At 68.1% G+C, this 17625-nt stretch carries 19 protein-coding genes; 10 read left to right on the plus strand and 9 right to left on the minus strand.

Annotated features, from left to right (window positions below; all coding sequences use genetic code 11):
* Positions 1-7: 7 nt before the first annotated feature.
* Together QP165_RS11580 and gltX are read right to left on the minus strand one after the other, a co-directional pair.
* The gene (locus QP165_RS11580; RefSeq protein WP_333995791.1) at positions 8-373 is read right to left on the minus strand and encodes a hypothetical protein; all 366 of its coding nucleotides are present in this window, start codon (positions 371-373) and stop codon (positions 8-10) included.
* Positions 374-418: 45 nt separating this feature from the next.
* Entirely contained in the window at positions 419-1759 is a 1341-nt protein-coding gene (gene gltX / locus QP165_RS11585; RefSeq protein ID WP_333995792.1) for a glutamate--tRNA ligase, read from the minus strand.
* A gap of 104 nt (positions 1760-1863) precedes the next feature.
* Here gltX and QP165_RS11590 point away from each other — a divergent pair, with 104 nt between their 5' ends.
* Entirely contained in the window at positions 1864-2802 is a 939-nt protein-coding gene (locus tag QP165_RS11590; protein ID WP_056018383.1) for a ribose-phosphate pyrophosphokinase, read from the plus strand.
* Positions 2803-2891: 89 nt separating this feature from the next.
* On the opposite strand, the gene QP165_RS11595 is transcribed toward QP165_RS11590, so the two are convergent.
* The gene (locus QP165_RS11595) at positions 2892-3221 is read right to left on the minus strand and encodes a pilus assembly protein PilZ (RefSeq protein WP_056019222.1); all 330 of its coding nucleotides are present in this window, start codon (positions 3219-3221) and stop codon (positions 2892-2894) included.
* A 189-nt stretch (positions 3222-3410) separates the two neighbouring features.
* On the opposite strand from QP165_RS11595, the gene sucC reads away from it, so the two are divergent.
* The 7 genes from sucC to QP165_RS11630 all read left to right on the plus strand — a co-directional run bounded on the left by sucC (position 3411) and on the right by QP165_RS11630 (position 8718).
* Entirely contained in the window at positions 3411-4613 is a 1203-nt protein-coding gene (sucC, locus tag QP165_RS11600; RefSeq protein ID WP_333995793.1) for an ADP-forming succinate--CoA ligase subunit beta, read from the plus strand.
* Positions 4614-4844: 231 nt separating this feature from the next.
* Positions 4845-5591, plus strand: coding sequence for an electron transfer flavoprotein subunit beta/FixA family protein (locus QP165_RS11605; protein ID WP_056018387.1), 747 nt, complete (start codon positions 4845-4847; stop codon positions 5589-5591).
* Positions 5588-6517, plus strand: coding sequence for an electron transfer flavoprotein subunit alpha/FixB family protein (locus QP165_RS11610; protein ID WP_056018389.1), 930 nt, complete (start codon positions 5588-5590; stop codon positions 6515-6517). Before QP165_RS11605 ends, QP165_RS11610 begins: the two co-directional genes overlap by 4 nt.
* 165 nt (positions 6518-6682) lie before the next feature.
* The gene (locus QP165_RS11615) at positions 6683-7153 is read left to right on the plus strand and encodes a hypothetical protein (RefSeq protein ID WP_333997078.1); all 471 of its coding nucleotides are present in this window, start codon (positions 6683-6685) and stop codon (positions 7151-7153) included.
* A 59-nt stretch (positions 7154-7212) separates the two neighbouring features.
* A complete protein-coding gene (locus QP165_RS11620) occupies positions 7213-7437 on the plus strand; it encodes an energy transducer TonB (RefSeq protein ID WP_333997014.1) in 225 nt (74 codons plus the stop codon).
* 41 nt (positions 7438-7478) lie between these two features.
* On the plus strand, positions 7479-7994 hold the full coding sequence (locus QP165_RS11625) for a membrane dipeptidase (protein WP_333995794.1): 516 nt from the start codon (positions 7479-7481) through the stop codon (positions 7992-7994).
* On the plus strand, positions 7924-8718 hold the full coding sequence (locus QP165_RS11630) for a dipeptidase (RefSeq protein WP_333997015.1): 795 nt from the start codon (positions 7924-7926) through the stop codon (positions 8716-8718). The genes QP165_RS11625 and QP165_RS11630 overlap by 71 nt, the downstream gene beginning before the upstream one ends.
* 3 nt (positions 8719-8721) lie before the next feature.
* On the opposite strand, the gene QP165_RS11635 is transcribed toward QP165_RS11630, so the two are convergent.
* The 4 genes from QP165_RS11635 to QP165_RS11650 are packed head-to-tail and all read right to left on the minus strand — an operon-like array spanning position 8722 to position 13137.
* Complete coding sequence (locus QP165_RS11635) at positions 8722-9996, minus strand: MFS transporter (protein WP_333995795.1); 1275 nt, start codon at positions 9994-9996, stop codon at positions 8722-8724.
* Complete coding sequence (locus tag QP165_RS11640) at positions 9968-10972, minus strand: histone deacetylase family protein (RefSeq protein WP_333995796.1); 1005 nt, start codon at positions 10970-10972, stop codon at positions 9968-9970. Before QP165_RS11640 ends, QP165_RS11635 begins: the two co-directional genes overlap by 29 nt.
* Before the next feature lie 24 nt (positions 10973-10996).
* Positions 10997-12571, minus strand: coding sequence for a lysine--tRNA ligase (locus QP165_RS11645; RefSeq protein ID WP_333995797.1), 1575 nt, complete (start codon positions 12569-12571; stop codon positions 10997-10999).
* Between the two features lie 56 nt (positions 12572-12627).
* Positions 12628-13137: an outer membrane protein assembly factor BamE gene (locus tag QP165_RS11650; RefSeq protein ID WP_333995798.1), complete on the minus strand. Its 510-nt coding sequence runs from the start codon at positions 13135-13137 to the stop codon at positions 12628-12630.
* Positions 13138-13248: 111 nt separating this feature from the next.
* On the opposite strand from QP165_RS11650, the gene QP165_RS11655 reads away from it, so the two are divergent.
* The gene (locus tag QP165_RS11655; RefSeq protein ID WP_333995799.1) at positions 13249-13773 is read left to right on the plus strand and encodes a ubiquinol-cytochrome C chaperone family protein; all 525 of its coding nucleotides are present in this window, start codon (positions 13249-13251) and stop codon (positions 13771-13773) included.
* Complete coding sequence (locus QP165_RS11660) at positions 13770-14294, plus strand: YceD family protein (RefSeq protein WP_056018413.1); 525 nt, start codon at positions 13770-13772, stop codon at positions 14292-14294. The genes QP165_RS11655 and QP165_RS11660 overlap by 4 nt, the downstream gene beginning before the upstream one ends.
* A 48-nt stretch (positions 14295-14342) precedes the next feature.
* Here the strand turns inward: QP165_RS11660 and QP165_RS11665 are convergent, their stop codons facing one another.
* Together QP165_RS11665 and QP165_RS11670 are read right to left on the minus strand one after the other, a co-directional pair.
* Positions 14343-14882, minus strand: coding sequence for a SixA phosphatase family protein (locus tag QP165_RS11665; protein ID WP_056018416.1), 540 nt, complete (start codon positions 14880-14882; stop codon positions 14343-14345).
* Positions 14883-14892: 10 nt separating this feature from the next.
* On the minus strand, positions 14893-17622 hold the full coding sequence (locus QP165_RS11670; protein WP_056018419.1) for an ATP-dependent DNA helicase: 2730 nt from the start codon (positions 17620-17622) through the stop codon (positions 14893-14895).
* Positions 17623-17625: the final 3 nt, after the last annotated feature.

Below are 17625 nucleotides of genomic sequence, written 5' to 3' on the forward strand. Positions count from 1 at the left end.
GCGCGGCTCAGATGCCCATGGCCTTGAGCTTGTCGTCCATCCGCTTGAACGACGCGCGGGTTTCTTCCTCGCGCTTCTTCTGCTCGGCGATCCGCGCCGCCTTGATCGGCGCGTCGATCTTCTGCTGCGCGAGGATCTGCTCGTCGGTGCGATCCGCCGGCCACTGCTCGACATAAACGATGTTCGGCCGATACTCGCGCTCGGCGTAGCTGTCCTTCGAGAAGGCGTAGATCAGGAACCCCGTGACCAGCATCGCCAGCGCAAGGAAGCCGAGCTCGTACGGCTGCCGGTGGCTGAAGAAGAGACGGAGATCGCGATAGGCGCGAACCGGGGAAAAACGACTGAAAAAGCCCATGCGCGTCAAGATAGGCATCACGCCCCGGCGAGGCCAGTGCTGCAAGCGCAACTTCGCAGTTCGTCAGTCCTCCCGCGCACCCAATCGGGCGAGCGCACGCTCGCGACCGATCAGCGGCAGCAGCGCCGCCATGTCCGGCCCGTGATCACGCCCGGTCAGCGCACGCCGCAGCGGCAGGAACAGCGCCTTGCCCTTGCGCCCCGTTTCCGTCTTCAGCCGGCCGGTCAGCGCATGCCAGGGGTCGTTCGACCAGTCGGTCGCCGCGGCGGCGGCGTGCGCCTGATCGAGATAGGCGCGCTCCGCATCGTCCGTCGCGGTGTCGATCGCGACCGGTCCCTCGATCACGCCCCACCAGTCCGCTGCGTCGGCAAGCGTCACGAGGTTCGGCTGCACGGCCTCCCACGCCTGCGCATCCATCCCTGCAGGCAGACGATCCGCGACCGCGGCATAGGGCAGCGCGTGGAGGATGCGCGCATTGACCTGCGACAGCTCGGCCTCGTCGAACCGCGCCGGCGCGCGCCCGAACCGTGCAAAATCGAACGTCGCGATCATCGGTGCCGCGTCGGCGATCGGCTCGACCGGGTCGCTCGTCCCGATCCGTGCGAGCAGCGCCCGGATCGCCTGCGGCTCGATGCCGATCTCGCGGAAATGATCTGCGCCCAGCGAGCCGAGGCGCTTCGACAATTTGCCCTCCGCGCCCGTCAACAGCGCCTCGTGCGCGAACCGCGGCGGCGCCACGCCGAGCGCATCGAACATCTGCAGCTGTAGTGCGGTGTTGGACACATGATCCTCGCCACGCACGACATGGCTGATCCCCATATCGGCGTCGTCGATCGCGGAGGGCAGCATATAGAGCCATGATCCGTCCGCGCGGCGGATCACCGGATCGCTCATCGTCCGGGCCTCGAAATGCTGTGGCCCGCGGATCAAATCGTCCCACGCGATCGGGGCGTCGTGATCCAGCTTGAACCGCCAGTGCGGGGCAACGCCGTCCCGTTCGAACGCCGACTTCTGTTCGTCGCTCAGTCCGAGCGCGGCGCGGTCATAGATTGGCGGCAACCCCCGACCCGCGGCGATCTTGCGCTTGAGGTCGAGCTCCTGCGCGCTTTCATAGGCCGGATAGACATGCCCGCTCGCGACCAGCGCCGCGAACCGCGCTTCGTACAGCGCAAAGCGGGCGGATTGCCGTTCCTCGCCGTCGGGCGTCATGCCGAGCCAGTCGAGATCGGCGCGGATCGCCTCGACGAACCGCTCTTCGCTGCGCGCCGCATCGGTGTCGTCGATCCGCAGGATGAACCGGCCGCCATTGGCACGCGCAAACATCCAGTTGTGAAGCGCGGTGCGGATATTGCCGACATGGAGCCGGCCGGTGGGCGAGGGGGCGAAACGCGTGGTGACGGTCATCCCCGTGCTCTACGAACCCCGGCGCGTGCGGGCAAATCCCTTCGCCCCTTTCGCGTTGCGGACACGCGGACTAAGGGGCGTGCAATTCCGGTGGAGCGATTTTGATGAAATTGATGACGGGCAATTCGAACTTGCCACTCGCGCAGGAGATCGCCGCCTATCTAGAAACACCGCTGACCGACGTCAGCGTGCGTCGCTTCGCCGATGAGGAAGTGTTCGTCGAGATCAACGAGAACGTGCGTGGCGAGGACGTGTTCGTGATCCAGTCGACCGGGTATCCGGCGAACGACAACCTCATGGAACTGCTCATCATGATCGACGCGTTGAAGCGCGCGTCGGCACGGCGGATCACCGCGGTGATCCCGTATATGGGCTATGCCCGACAGGATCGTAAGCCGGGTCCGCGCACGCCGATATCGGCCAAGCTCGTAGCCAACCTCATCACCGTCGCGGGCGCCAACCGCGTGCTCTCGGTCGATCTGCATGCGGGCCAGATCCAGGGCTTCTTCGATATCCCGACGGACAATCTCTATGCCGCCCCCGTCATGTCCGCGGACATCCTCGCGCGGTTCAAGGGCAAGAACCTGATGGTCGTGTCGCCCGACGTCGGCGGCGTGGTCCGCGCGCGCGTGCTGGCCAAGCGTCTCGACAACGCGCCGCTCGCGATCGTCGACAAGCGTCGCGAGCGCGCGGGCGAATCGGAGGTGATGAACATCATCGGCGAAGTCGAGGGGCGCTTCTGCATCTTGGTCGATGATATCGTCGATTCGGCAGGCACGCTGTGCAACGCCGCAGCCGCGCTGAAGGAAGCCGGCGCGGAGGACGTCGTCGCCTATGTGACGCACGGCGTCCTGTCGGGCGGCGCAGTCGCGCGCGTCGAGGGGTCCGAGCTGCGCGAGCTCGTCATCACCGATTCGATTGGCAACCACGACGTCATCAAGACCGCGGGCGGCAAGATCCGCCATCTGCAGATCGCGCCGCTGCTCGGCGAAGCGATCAAGCGCATCGCCGACGAAACGAGCGTATCGAGCCTGTTCGACTAACGCTTCAGGTCGGCGCGGTCACGGACGCGGTCCGCCGCGACGTGCGTCCGCGTCGACCGGCGGTCACCGACGCGCCCGGCGCCGGTCGCTTATCGCTGGGACAGCGCGACGATATGGTCGAGCACCGCGGGGTGCAGCGGCTTGGCGAACGCGCAGCCATATTTGAACTTGTCGCGCCACGCGACCACCGCCTCGAGCGCGGCGAGCCCCGGCAGCGTCAGCCACACCACCGTCCCCGGCCACAGCGTAAAGCTTGTCTCCGCGCGAAACCCCGATGCCGACAGGTCGGTCACTTCGATCTCGAATCGCGTCTGTCCCCGGTCGCGCAGATGCGCCCGCATCCGGACCGATTTGCGCAGGGCCCGACGAAGCTCTTCACCTTGGGGTGCATCGGGCGAGTCGAATGCAGGATGTGTCATGACCGGATCATGCTCCAAAAGGGTTACTTTTCCGCAAACGTTCGATCCACGCGCAATGTCGAGGCTAGGGGATTGCGCTATTGCAAACGACACGCAAATGCAAAAACCTTCAGGGTGGATATTCTGCCCGCCCTGTGCTTTACGCGTTCCCATTCCCGAGTTTCCTAAAAATTGCGTGGAGCCTTCCCGATGAACATCCATGAATACCAGGCCAAGGAACTGCTGGCCAAGTTCGGCGTCCCCGTCCCCGCCGGTTTCGCGGCGCTGACCGTCGAGGAGGCCGTCGAGGCCTCGAAGAAGCTTCCCGGACCGCTCTACGTCGTCAAGGCGCAGATCCACGCCGGCGGCCGCGGCAAGGGCAAGTTCGTCGAGTTGGGCCCCGACGCCAAGGGCGGCGTCCGCCTCGCCAAGACCGAGGACGAGGTTCGCGCGGCCGCGACCGACATGCTCGGCAACACGCTCGTCACCATCCAGACGGGTGACGCGGGCAAGCAGGTCAACCGCCTGTACGTCACCGACGGTGTCGACATCGACAAGGAATTCTACCTCGCGCTGACGCTCAACCGCACCACCGGCCGGGTAATGATGGTGGCCTCGACCGAAGGCGGCATGGACATCGAAGCGGTCGCGCACGACACGCCCGAGAAGATCCAGTCGATCGATATCGACCAGGCGACCGGCTTCATGCCGCATCACGGCCGCGCCGTTGCTGCAGCGCTCGAGCTGACCGGCGATCTCGCCAAGCAGGCTGCGAACACCGCGTCGAAGCTGTATGACGCGTTCATGGGCACTGATGCCGAGCAGATCGAGATCAACCCGCTCGCGGTCACCAACGACGGCAAGCTGATGGTGCTCGACGCGAAGGTCGCGTTCGACGGCAACGCGCTGTTCCGTCACAAGGACCTGCTCGAACTGCGCGACGAGACCGAGGAAGATCCTGCCGAGCTCGAGGCGTCGAAGTACGACCTCGCCTATATCAAGCTCGACGGCGACATCGGCTGCATGGTCAACGGCGCCGGCCTCGCGATGGCGACGATGGACATCATCAAGCTGAACGGCATGTTCCCCGCCAACTTCCTCGACGTCGGCGGCGGCGCCAACAAGGAGAAGGTGACGGCCGCGTTCAAGATCATCCTCGCGGATCCGAACGTGAAGGGCATCCTGGTCAACATCTTCGGTGGCATCATGAAGTGCGACATCATCGCCGACGGCATCGTCGCCGCGGCGAAGGAAGTGAACCTGTCGGTCCCGCTCGTCGTGCGCCTCGAGGGCACGAATGTCGAGAAGGGCAAGGAGATTCTCGCGAACTCCGGTCTGGCGATCGTTCCCGCGAACGACCTTGGCGATGCCGCCAAGAAGATCGTCGCAGAGGTGCAGAAGGTCGCCGCGTAACCGCTGCCCACTGCATACTGATTCTGCGAAAAACGGGGCTCGGACGGAAACGTCCGGGCCCTTTTTCGTTGGTATCGCAGCTGTCCAGACGGGGCGGTCGTTGTGACGCTACGGTATCCGATGTTTCCGTACCGCACTTGCGAAAACGACGCGAAACCGCCATCTGTCCGGCCAACGCCTGCCGGGTAACAGGCGGGCGAAACGAATAGATTCACCTTGGAAGGAATCCCGATGAAGGTGCTGGTGCCGGTCAAGCGCGTGCTTGACTACAACGTGAAGCCTCGCGTGAAGGCGGACGGAACGGGCGTCGATCTGGCGAACGTCAAGATGAGCATGAACCCGTTCGACGAGATCGCGGTCGAAGAGGCGATTCGCCTCAAAGACAAGGGCGTGACGGAGATCGTCGTCGTCTCGATCGGCGAGCAGAAGTCGCAGGAAACGCTCCGCACCGCGCTCGCGATGGGCGCCGACCGTGCGATCCTCGTCGTCAGCGAGACCAAGGTCGAGCCGCTGGGCGTCGCCAAGATCCTCGCCAAGATCGTCGAGGAGGAAAAGCCCGACATGGTCATCCTCGGCAAGCAGGCGATCGACGACGACAACAACCAGACCGGGCAGATGCTTGCCGGGCTCCTGAACTGGGGCCAGGGCACGTTCGCGTCGAAGGTCGAGATCGCCGACGGCTCGGTCAACGTGACGCGCGAAGTCGATGGCGGCGCGGAGACGGACACGCTCACGCTGCCTGCGATCATCACCACCGATCTTCGCCTCAACGAGCCGCGCTATGCGTCGCTGCCCAACATCATGAAGGCCAAGTCGAAGCCCATGGCGCAGAAGACGCCCGCGGATTTCGGCGTCGACGTGACGCCGCGGCTGACAACGCTGAAGGTGGTCGAGCCCGCCAAGCGCTCGGCCGGGATCAAGGTCGCCGATGTCGACGCGCTCGTCGGCAAGCTCAAGGAAATGGGAGTCGCCAAGTGAAGACGCTCGTCTGGGTCGAACATGACGGTCAGGCCGTCAAGGATGCCACGCTGTCGGCGGTTACTGCCGCATCGCAGCTTGGCGAAGTCCATCTGCTGGTCGCAGGCCAGGGCGTCGACGGCGTCGCGGCCGAGGCTGCCAAGATCGCCGGTGTCGGCAAGGTCCACGTCGCCGACGACGCCGCGTTCGCGCATGCGCTCGCCGAGAACGTCGCGCCGCTGATCGTCGAGCTGATGGGGCATCACGATGCGTTCGTCGCGCCGTCGACCACGCACGGCAAGAACATCGCGCCGCGCGTCGCCGCGCTGCTCGACGTGATGCAGATCAGCGACATCCTGTCGGTCGAGAGCGAGGACACGTTCACGCGGCCGATCTACGCGGGGAACGCGATCGCTACCGTCCAGTCGTCGGACGCGAAGAAGGTCATCACGGTGCGCGGCACGGCGTTCGCCAAGGCCGCGACCGAGGGAGGTTCGGGCGAGATCGAAGCGGTTGCGTCGACCGGCGACAAGGGTCTGTCGACCTTTGCCGGCTCGGAGATCGCCAAGAACGAGCGTCCCGAGCTGACCAGCGCGAAGATCATCGTCTCGGGCGGCCGGGCGCTGGCCTCGAGCGACCAGTTCCACGCGCTGATCGATCCGCTCGCCGACAAGATGGGCGCTGGCGTCGGTGCCTCGCGCGCCGCGGTCGATGCGGGCTATGCCCCGAACGACTATCAGGTCGGCCAGACCGGCAAGATCGTCGCGCCGGAAGTCTATGTCGCGGTCGGCATCTCGGGCGCGATCCAGCATCTCGCGGGGATGAAGGACTCGAAGGTCATCATCGCGATCAACAAGGACGAGGACGCGCCGATCTTCCAGGTCGCGGACATCGGCCTGGTCGGCGATCTGTTCAAGATCGTCCCCGAACTGACTGAGAAGCTCTGACCCCGCTCCACCTCCCCCGCCAGGGGGAGGCGGCAGGCGCGGCCTGACGGAGGGGAGGACAGGCAGGCCCATGGCCGCGGTCCTCCTCCCCCATAGAACCCTGACAGCGATGACCACGGCAGGCCCGAGCTTGCCGCTCCCCGCGATCCTCCCCAGATATCAACCATGTACGGCGTCCAACCCCATCCCCGCGACCGGATCCTCTCCGCCGCGGGTGCCGCCGGCCTGTGCGCGGCGCTGGGCTATGCCCTGATCATGGGTCTTGGCGTCAGCCTCCCGTCGGCGATCCCCGACGCGCTCAAGACGTTCGCGGTCGGCCCGCCGCCACCGCCGCCGCCGCCCGAAAAGGTCCTGCCGCGCCCGACCAGGAGCCATCGCCCCGAAGGCGCGGCATCGCCCGCGAACCTGCGGTCAAAGGCAACCGAACTGGTCGCGCCCATTCCGATCGTCCCCCCGATCATCCCGCCTCCGGTCGTCGCCGCGCTCAAGCCGGGGGTCGGCAGCGAGGCGACCACCGGGGCTGCGCCGGTTCCGGGGCCGGGCACCGGCGCGGGGGTGAGGGCGATGGGACCGGCAGCGGCCGCTATGGCAACGGCGACGGCGATGGGGGGGACGAAAGCCCGCCCCGGCTGCTGAAAGGGCGCTTCCGGAACAAGGACTTCCCGAATGCGGAGGCGATCATCGGCGCGGGCGGGATCGTCGGCGTACGCTATACGGTCGAGACGAACGGGCGGGTCACCGGCTGTTCGGTGACGCGATCGAGCGGCAATGGCGTGCTCGACGCGACGACGTGCCGGCTGATCGAATTGCGCTTCCGCTACCGGCCATGGCTCGATGCGGCGGGCCGTCCGGTCCGGTCGACCGTCGTCCACAATCAGGAATGGGTCAACGAACTCGGGTCCCCCGAAGGCGACGACTGATCCCTTGCCGCCGTGCGATGCGGCGGGCACGATGGTGCGGCATGATCACCGCCCTGCTCCTGATCGCCGCGCAGGCAAGCGCGGCGCCGGTCGCCCCCGATCCCCGCATAGCCGCGCGCGTCGACCGGGTGCTCAGGCAAACGCCGGTGATCGACGGCCATAACGACCTCGCCTGGGAAATCCGCGACACGCACGGCGCAAAGGTCGAATCACTCGATCTCGCTGCGGACACGCGCCCGCTCCAGACCGACATTCCCCGCCTGCGCAAGGGCCGCGTCGGCGCGCAATTCTGGTCGGTGTGGATCCCCGCCGATACGACCGGGCCGCGCGCGGTCGAGATGACGCTCGAACAGATCGACATCGTCCGCCGCTTCGTCGCGGCCAATCCCGCAGCGCTCGAGCAGGCAACCAGCGCGGCCGATATCCGTCGGATCGAACGCGCCGGGCGAGATCGCGTCGCTGATCGGCGTCGAGGGCGGGCATCAGATCGACGGGCGCCTCTCCGTGCTGCGCCAATATCACGCGCTCGGCGTCGGCTACATGACGCTGACGCATAGCAAGAGCCTGAACTGGGCGGACAGCTCGACCGATGCGCCGCGCGCGAACGGGCTCACCGATTTCGGCCGCGCGGTCGTCGCGGAGATGAACCGCATCGGCATGATCGTCGACGTCAGCCACGTCTCCGATGCGACGATGCGCGCGGTCCTCGCGGTCGCAAGGGCGCCGGTGATGGCCTCGCACTCGAGCGCGCGGGCGCTGACCGATGCGCCACGCGACATCCCCGACGACCTGCTCGCCGCGATCAGTGCGCGCGGCGGGATCGTCATGGTCAATTTCTATCCCGCCTTCGTCTCGACCGCGTGGCGCGCCTGGGATGCGGACCGGACCGCCTTCGCCAGGACCGCAGGCGTGCCCGCCAACGTCTATGCTGCGCGTTCGCCTGCGCCGCTGGCCGCGTGGGACCGGGACCATCCCGAACCCAGCGTCACGGCGGCGACCGTTGCGGATCATGTCGAGCATATCGCGCGCGTCGCGGGCCGCGACCATGTCGGCCTCGGCGGCGATTATGACGGCATCAACGGCACTGGGCCGCAGGGGATGACGGGCGTCGACGGCTATCCTTTGCTGTTCGCCGAACTCGCGCGGCGCGGCTGGAGCGACGCGGACATGGCGAAGCTCGCCGGTGGCAACATGCTGCGCGTCATGGATGCCGCGGCGACGGTCGCGCGGTCGCTGTCCGCCCTGCCGCCCGGCGACGCGATCGACGTCGCGTCGCGCTGAGGGTCAGGGCACCGGCATCCGCGGTGCCGCCGGCGGCTCGACCATCAGCGGCGGGACCGCGCGCAGCATCAGACCGACCGCCAGCGCCGCACCGCCGATGACGAGGCAAAAGCCGGTAACGCCCGGCCAGCCGGCATGCGTCCACGCGAACCCGCCCGCGGAGCCCAGCACGCTCGACCCCATATAATAGAAGAACAGGTAGAACGCCGCCGCTTGGCCGCGCGCGCCACCGCCGGCGACGCCCTGCGCGCGTCGCCCGACCCACGCGCTCGCGATCGAATGCGCGCCGAAAAAGCCGATCGTCACCACCGCGATGCCGGCGATCACGAGCGCCAGCGGCTGCATCGCGGTCAGCGCGACGCCCGCGATCAGCACGACCACCGGCACCCAGAAGATCGTCCGCCGCCCCAGCCGGCCGGCAAGCGTCCCGAACTTGGCCGAGCTGATCGACCCGAGCACATAGAGCAGGAACACCGCGCCGACCGCGGACTGGCTGAGCCCGTAGGGCGGCCCCATCAGCCGGAAGCCGGCATAATTATAGATGGTGACGAACACCCCCATCAGCAGGAACGCCTCGAGATACAGCAGCGGCATCGCCCGGTCGGCGAACAGCGCGCGCGCATCGCGGACCAGCGCCGCCGGCCGCCCGGCGCTGGGGCGGAAGTTGCGTGACGGCGGGGCGAGCCGGCGAAACGCCTCCGCCATCGCCAGCCCCGCGACGCCGACCGCGGCGATCGCGAACCGCCACCCGCCGAAATCGGCGACGAGGCTCGCGACCAGCCGTCCGCCCATCCCGCCGATCGCGCTGCCCGCGATATACAGCCCCATCGCCCCCCCGACCGACGCCGAATCGACCTCCTCGGCGACATAGGCCATCGCCACCGCCGGCACCCCCGCCAGTGCCACCCCGGTGAGGAAGCGCAGCACGAGCAACCCGCTCCACCCGGCCACCAGCGCGGTCGCGAGCGTCAGCGCACCCGCCGCGAACATCGCCGCAATCATCAGCGGCCGCCGCCCGAGACGGTCGGACACCAGCCCTGCAAACACGATTCCGATCGCGAGCGGCCCCGTCGCCAGCGAGATCGCGAGCGACGCCGCCTCCGCGCTCAGCGCGAACTGCGCGGCGAACGACGGCAGCAACGGCTGCACCGAATAGAGCAGCGAGAAGGTCGAGAACCCCGCGAACAGCATCGCGAGCGTCAGCCCGCGATAGGCCGGCGTCCCCGCCGCGATACCCGTTTCTGAAATGTCAGAATCCCCGCAGGAAGCTGTCGACATTGTCGCCGAGCGCATCGACCGCATAGCCGCCTTCCATTACGATCGCAGTCGGCCAGCCGCGCGCGGCGATATCGGCCGCCAGCACCGCATAATCGGGCGTGGTCAGCGCGAAATGCGAGATCGGATCCCCCTCCCACGTATCCGCGCCGAAGCTGACGACGAGCAGCCCGGGATCGAACGCCGCGATCGCATCGAGCGCAGTCGTCTGCAGTGCGCGAAACGCGTCGATCGTCGTGCCGTGCGGCAAAGGCAGGTTGAGCGTGGTGCCGAGACCGTCGCCTGCGCCCGTTTCGTCCGCATGCCCCCAGAAGAAGGGATAGTCGGTCTTGGGATCGGCATGGACCGAGGCGTAGAACACATCGCCGCGGTCGTAGAAGATGTCCTGCGTGCCGTTGCCGTGATGATAGTCGATGTCGAGGATCGCGACGCGCGCGACACCCGCGTCGCGCGCAGCCTGTGCCGCGATCGCCGCGGTGTTGAGATGGCAATAGCCGCCGCAATAATCCGCGCCCGCGTGATGGCCGGGCGGCCGGCACAGCGCGAACGCCGCGCGGTCGCCGTCCAGTACCGCCTGCGTTGCCGCGAGCGCCGACTGCGCGCTGCCATAGGAGGCCGCCCAGCTGTCGGGCGTGATCGGCGTCGTCGCGTCGAAGCTGTGCGCCCCGATCAGCGCGTCGATCCGCGTCAGGTCGAGCGGTCGCCGCCCGCGGATCGGAAACGCATAGGGGATCGCATCGCCCGTCCGCCCGGCCTCGCGCCACAGCCGCGCCGCGTTCTTGAGAAACGCGACATAGGCGGGCGAATGCACCGCGAGGATCGCCGCCTCGCCGCGATCCGCCGGCGTCTCGACCGGACCTAGCGCGGCCAGGATCGCATCGACGCGCGCGGGCATCTCCGCATAGGTCGTGAAGCCGCCATTGTGCAGCTCCTGCGTCGGCGCATGCGCGCGCTGCCGGTCGTCGAAGAACATGCGCATCGGGGTATAACCTTGTGAGCGGTTTCAGGCAGCGGGGCGGGCGAGCGCCTCCGCGATCAGCTTGCGCGAATTGTCGATCCCGTACAGCGCGATGAAGCTGCCCATCCGCGGCCCCTGTTCGGACCCGAGCAACGTCTCGTACAGCGCCTTGAACCAGTCGCGCAGGTTTTCGAACCCGCCGGTCTTGCCGATCTCGTAGACGATGTTCTGGATGTCCTCCGCGCTCGCCTCGGTCGGCAGCGCGGCGAGTTCGGCGTCGAGCCGCTCCAGCGCCGCAACCTCATGCTCCACAGGTGCACGCCGCTTGAGCGTCGGCGCAACGAAATCGCGGCCGTACGCCAGCGCATGATCGATCAGCTTGTCGAGCTCGGGATAGCTCTCCGCCGACGCATCGGGGACATAGTTCGCGAGATACCCCCAGACCTGCGCCTTGCTCGCCTCGCCCATCACCCCGACGAGGTTGAGCAGCAGCCCGAACGTCACCGGCAGCTCGCCCTCGGGCAGCTTGCCGTCATGAATGTGATGCACGGGGTTGCCGAGCTTCTGCTTCAGGTCCTGGGCTGCATAATTGCCGCGGAACTGCCAATATTCGTCCACCGCGCGCGGGATCACGCCCATGTGCAGCGACTTCGCCTTCTTGGGCTCTCGATACGCGTAGAAGGCGAGCGATTCCTGCGGGCCATAGGTCAGCCACTGGTCGAGGCTGAGGCCATTGCCTTTGGACTTCGAGATCTTCTCGCCATTCTCGTCGAGGAACATCTCGTAGTTGAAGCCCTCGGGCGGGCGGCCGCCAAGCACGCGCGCGATCTTCGACGACTGCGTCACCGAATCGATCAGGTCCTTGCCCGCCATCTCGTAATCGACGCCGAGCGCGACCCAGCGCATCGCCCAGTCGACCTTCCACTGGAGTTTCGCCTTGCCGCCGAGCACCGACTGCTCGATCCGCTGCCCCTCATCCTCGAACGCGATCAGCCCGGCCTCGGCGTCGATCACCTCGATCGGCACCTGCAGGACGATGCCGCTGGTCGGCGAGATCGGCAGGACGGGCGAATAGGTCGCGCGGCGCTCGGCGCGCAGCGTCGGCAGCATCACGTCCTGGATGCCCTGGAAATGCCGCAGCACGCCCTTCAGCGCCTCGTCGAAACGCCCGCTCGTGTAATAGTCGGTCGACGACGCGAACTCGTAATCGAAGCCGTAGCGGTCGAGAAATTCGCGCAAAATGGCGTTGTTGTGCGCGGCAAAGCTCGAATGCGTCCCGAACGGATCGGGGATCTGCGTCAGCGGCTTGCCGAGATGTTCGCGCAGCATGTCGCCATTGGGGACGTTGTCCGGCACCTTGCGCAGACCGTCCATGTCGTCCGAGAACGCGATCAGCCGCGTCGGTGTATCGCTCAGCGCGTGGAAGGCGTTGCGCACCATCGTCGTGCGCAGCACCTCGTTGAACGTGCCGATATGCGGCAGCCCCGACGGGCCATAGCCGGTCTCGAACAGGATCGGCGCGCCCTGCTTGCCCTGCGGATAGCGCTTGAGGAGTTTGCGCGCCTCCTCATACGGCCAGGCTTTGGATTCCAGGGCGGCGGTGCGGAGCTCGTCGGTCATCGCCGCGCCCTAGCGCGAAGGCGCAGGTCTGCAAAGTCCGCGACGCGGTTGCGCCCTTACGGCCGCGTGCGGCCCGTCCCCGTATTGGCGCCACCGCCGCCGCCCGTCCCCGGTGCGCCGACCGAGCCGATATTGCCAAACAGATCCTGGAAGAAGCCGCGCTGGCGACCCAGCGTCGGCGTCGTCTTGCCATCGGGGTTGATCGAGGCGACCTGGTCGAGCCCGCCGCGACGGATCGCGGAGACGGTACCCTGCTGGTCGAAGCTGATCTGCAACGTGATCTGCGCGTTCGGGCGCGGGTTGCGGAAGGCGAGATTGCGGCTGTCGCGCGCCAGATAATACCAGTCGCCCTGGTCGAACTGGCCCGCAAGCGTCGGCTTGCCGAGCGTCTGGAGCACCGACTGGCGGTTGTCGACGCCGGGCTGGACCGAGTTGACGAGGTCGACGTCGACCACATAGCCCTGGTGCGAGCGAAGCTGGGTGCAACCCGCGCTCGTCAGGCCGGCGAGCGCGAGCGCCGCGACGCTGGCCGTGCGGCGTGTCAGGCGAAATGAAAGGACGCTCATATACTCTCCCGGGGCGGGGTCACACGTTACTGGCGGCAGCACGATTGCATCGGCCGCGGTTCGCCTCGATATGCGAGGTTGCGCGGGCAAACAAGCCGCAGTGCATTGGCGATGAGAAGGCGACACGGATTGGGGTGGTTCGGCAGACTATTGGGCGAGCGACAGGACGCGGCGTTGCCGTTGTACAACGCGGTCGTGCTCCGCGCGCGCGAGGAACACTGGTATGCCGAGGGGCAGGTCCCCGACACCGTCGATGGCCGCTTCGACATGATCGCCGCGGTGCTGTCGTTCGTCATGCTGCGGATGGAATCCGAGCCGTCGGGTGGTGACCCCGCCGCGCGGCTCGCGGAACGCTTCGTCGATGACATGGACGGGCAACTGCGCGAGCTCGGGATCGGCGACATCATCGTCGGCAAGCATATCGGCAAGATGATGAGCATGCTCGGCGGCCGGCTCGGCGCGTATCGCGAGGGGCTGGCGACGGGCGACCTCGGTCCTGCGCTCGTGCGAAACCTCTATCGCGGCGATCCGCCTGCGCCCGCGGCCTTGGCGCATGTCCGCGATTCGCTGAGCGCGCTGCATGGTGCGCTTGCCGGCGTACCCGTTTCGACCCTTCTGGCGGGAGAGCTGCCATGATCCCCGAATTCAGCCGCCCGGAACGTCTCGACACGATCGGCGAACGCGATCGCACGGTCGAGATCGCGGCGAGCGCGGAGGAGCGCGGCAAGCTTGCGGCCCGGTTCGACGTCGTCTCGGTCGAATCGCTCGAGGCGCGCTTCACGATACGGCGCGAGGCCGGCGGCTTCGTCGCGAAGGGGAACGTCACGGCCAGCGTGATCCAGGCCTGCTCGGTCACCGACGAGCCGCTCACCGCGACGCTCGACGAGCCCGTCGCGCTCCGCTTCGTCGCCGATTTCGGCGCCGCGGAGGGAGAAATCGAACTGTCGGACGATGCGCTCGATACCGTACCGATCGACGGCGGCGCGATCGATCTGGGCGAAGCCGCAGCGGAGACGCTCGCGCTCGCGCTCGATCCGTTTCCGCGCGGTCCCAACGCCGCCGCCGCGCTGCGCGCCGCCGGGGTGATCAGCGAAGACGAATATCAGCCGGTCAACGCGTTCTCGGGTCTGAAGGCCAAGCTGGAAGGCCGGGGCTGACATCTGCGGCGCGGCGTCCCAGTTCGCGTAGGGCCGGCCCGCATTGGGTCAGTCCGCGTCGGGCCCCAGCGTCGGATCCAGATCCCGCGGGCGTATGAAGCGCGTGAACCGGGCCGATCCGCTCACGAGATCTTCCCAGTCGTCGATCTCGATCGTCATCTCGGCAAGGCTCGCGGTCGGATATTTGGCCTCGACCGCATCGCGCAAGGGGTGGGTGACGTCGGGCACCATCATCAGCACCAGATCCTCGAGCCCCGGGTTGTGCCCGACGATCAGGACGCGGTCGATCTCGCGGGGCAGGTCGCGAACGACGTCGAGAATGGTGCCCGCCGACGCGAGGTACAGGCGCCGGTCCCATTCCGGGGCCAGAGTCTGGCCATAGCCCGTGACGATCTCGTCGAGCGTTTCGACCACGCGCACCGCAGGCGATGCGACGACATGGTCGAACGCAAGGCCAAGCGTGCGCATGTGCCGTCCGATCATCGCGGCGGCGCGCTTGCCCTTGGCATTGAGCGGGCGGTCGAAGTCGCGCGAAACCGGATCGTCCCATCCCGACTTGGCGTGGCGCAGCAGCGTCAGCGTCTTCATGGCTCGGGCGTCATGGCAGGGGTCCTCGGGCCGGTTCGCCCGCCTCATGCCTCAACGCAGGCCGCGAGGAAAGCCGTGCCGCGACTCGGGTCACCGCTTCGTCGAGCGTGACGCGTGTCACCGGAACGCCCGGCGGGAACGCGGTCAGCAGCCGCGACGGCATCGCCGCGGACAGCATCACGAACGCGCCCGAATCGTCTGCGCGCCGGATCAGTCGTCCGAACGCCTGCGCCAGCCGCGAACGGATCAGCCGGTCGTCATACACCGCGCCGCCCCCCGCCAGTCGTCGCGCGGCGTGCAGCACGGTCGGCTTCGGCCAGGGTACGCCCTCCATCACCACCAGCCGCAGCGACTCGCCCGGCACATCGACCCCGTCGCGCAGCGCATCGGTGCCGAGCAGCGACGCGCCCGGATCGTCGCGAAAGATATCGACCAGCGTGCCGGTGTCGATCGGATCGACATGCTGCGCAAGCAGCGGCAGCCCCTCGCGCGCCAGCCGGTCGGCGATCCGCCCATGCACGCCGCGCAACCGCCGGATCGCGGTGAACAGCCCGAGCGTCCCGCCACGCGAGGCGACGATCAACCGCGCATAGGCATTCGCCAGCGCGCCGACGTCGCCGCGCTTGACGTCGGTGACGATCAGCACCTCGGCCTGCGCCGCATAGTCGAACGGGCTGACCGCCTCGAACCGGGCCGCGGGGCGCAGCAGGTGCGGCGCGCCGCTCCGCGACTCGGCGACCTGCCACCCTTCCTCGGCCGTACCGCCGCCGGTAAGCGTCGCCGACGTCACCAGCGCGCCGTGGGCGGGTTTGAGCACGACCTCGGCAAATGGCCGCGTCGGGTCGAGCCAGCGGCGATGCAGCCCGATGTCGAACTCGCGGCCTTCGACGCGGTCGACCGCGAGCCAGTCGACGAAATCGGCATCCGCGGGCCCGCCGACGCGCGCGAGCAGCGAAAGCCACGCCGCGACCGTCTCGGCGCGCCAGCCGATCGATGCGATCGCGCCTTCGACGCGCGCGCGCGCCGGGCCGTCGAGCCAGTCGGGCGCTTCGCTCAGCACCGCCTCGAGACGGCGGCCGAGCGTGACCAGCGGGCGCACCAGCGCGTCGAGCGCGGCCGCAGCGGGTGCGGCGGCGTCGATGAGCGTCGGATCGGGCTCGGCCAGCTCGGTCTCCAGCCCATAGCCCGCATCGCCGGGCTGTTCGGCGCGCGCATAGGTCAGCCCGCGCACCGCGGCGAGCAGCGCCTCGATCGGCCCGAACGGCGCACCCTCGCCGATCCGCTGCAGCCAGCCCTCGCTCGCCAGCGCGCCGGCGGCGGCCACCGCCTCGCCGATCGCGCGATTGCCCGCCTCGTCATAGCTTGCCAGATCGGACAGCCGTGCCGCGAGTCCGCGCCGGCGTCCGCGGCTGTTCGCTTCGGGGCCGATGATCCACCGCCGGAGCTCGATCGTCTCGCCCCCCGTCAGCGCGGTCGCGAACATCGAATCGGCGGCGTCGAAGATGTGATGCCCCTCGTCGAAGACATAGCGCGTCGGTCGCGTCGCCAACTCGCGTCCACGCGCGGCGTTGACCATCACCAGCGCATGGTTGGCGATGACGATGTCGGCGTCGGTGGAGGCACGCGCGGCGCGCTCGATGAAGCATTTGCGGTAATGCGGACAGCCGGCATAGACGCACTCGCCGCGTCGGTCGGTGAGCGCGGTCGACCCGTTGCGGCGGAACAGCGTCGGCAGCCAGCCGGGCAGGTCGCCGCCGACCATGTCGCCATCCGCGCTATAGGCGGCCCAGCGTGCGACAAGCTGCGCGAGCACCGCGGCCCGCCCCGCGAACCCGCCCTGCAACGCATCCTCGAGGTTGAGCAGGCACAGATAATTCTCGCGTCCCTTGCGCGTGACCACCTTGGTCCGGCGGATCGCCGGATCGGGAAACAGCCGTTCGGTCTCGCGGCCAAGCTGACGTTGCAGCGCCTTGGTATAGGTCGAGATCCAGACCGCACCGCCCGCCTTTTCCGCCCAGATCGAGGCGGGCGCGAGATAGCCGAGCGTCTTGCCGATCCCGGTCCCCGCCTCCGCGAGCACCAGATTGGGCGAATCGCGCATCGCCCGCGGCGCGAACGCCGCCGTCGCTGCGGCAGCATAGGCGCGCTGTCCCGGCCGTTCCTCCGCGCCGTGCCCGGTCAGGTCCGCGAGCCGCTCCTCGGCGTCGCCCGGTTCGATCGCGACCGTCCGCGGTGCCGGGCGCGGCGCCTTTTCCTCCCACTCGGGCAGTTTCGAGAACAGCCAGCGCTCGTTCGTCGCGGGTTTGGCAAGCCGCTCGGACACCACCGGCGCCCACGGCCAGCGCAGGCGATAGAGCGATTGCGCGGCGGTCCACGCCCCCTCGCGCTCGGGCCATGTCGCACTGTCGGTCAGCGCGAGCATCGCCTCCGCCGCGCGCAACAGGAACGGTGCGACCGCGGCATCGTCGGTCGGCACGTCGAGCCCGGTGACGCGCGCGATCCCCTTGGGCGTCGGCACCGCGAACTGCGCCGGCCGGAGGAACGCGTAGAGCTCGAGCAGGTCGAGCCCCGACAAATCGGCATAGCCCAGCCGCTGCCCGATCAGCGCGGCATTGAGCATGATGACGGGCGTGTCGGCTGCAATCCGGATCGCTTCGCCGCGTCCGATCCCGCGCGTCTCGCCGCCTTGCGCGATCCAGATGCCGCCGTGGCTGGCGTGAAGGGCAGGGTAGGGAAGCACGCA

It is taken from the genome of Sphingomonas sp. 22R3R2A-7 (assembly GCF_036856055.1).
In the GTDB taxonomy this organism is placed as follows: Bacteria; Pseudomonadota; Alphaproteobacteria; order Sphingomonadales; family Sphingomonadaceae; genus Sphingomonas.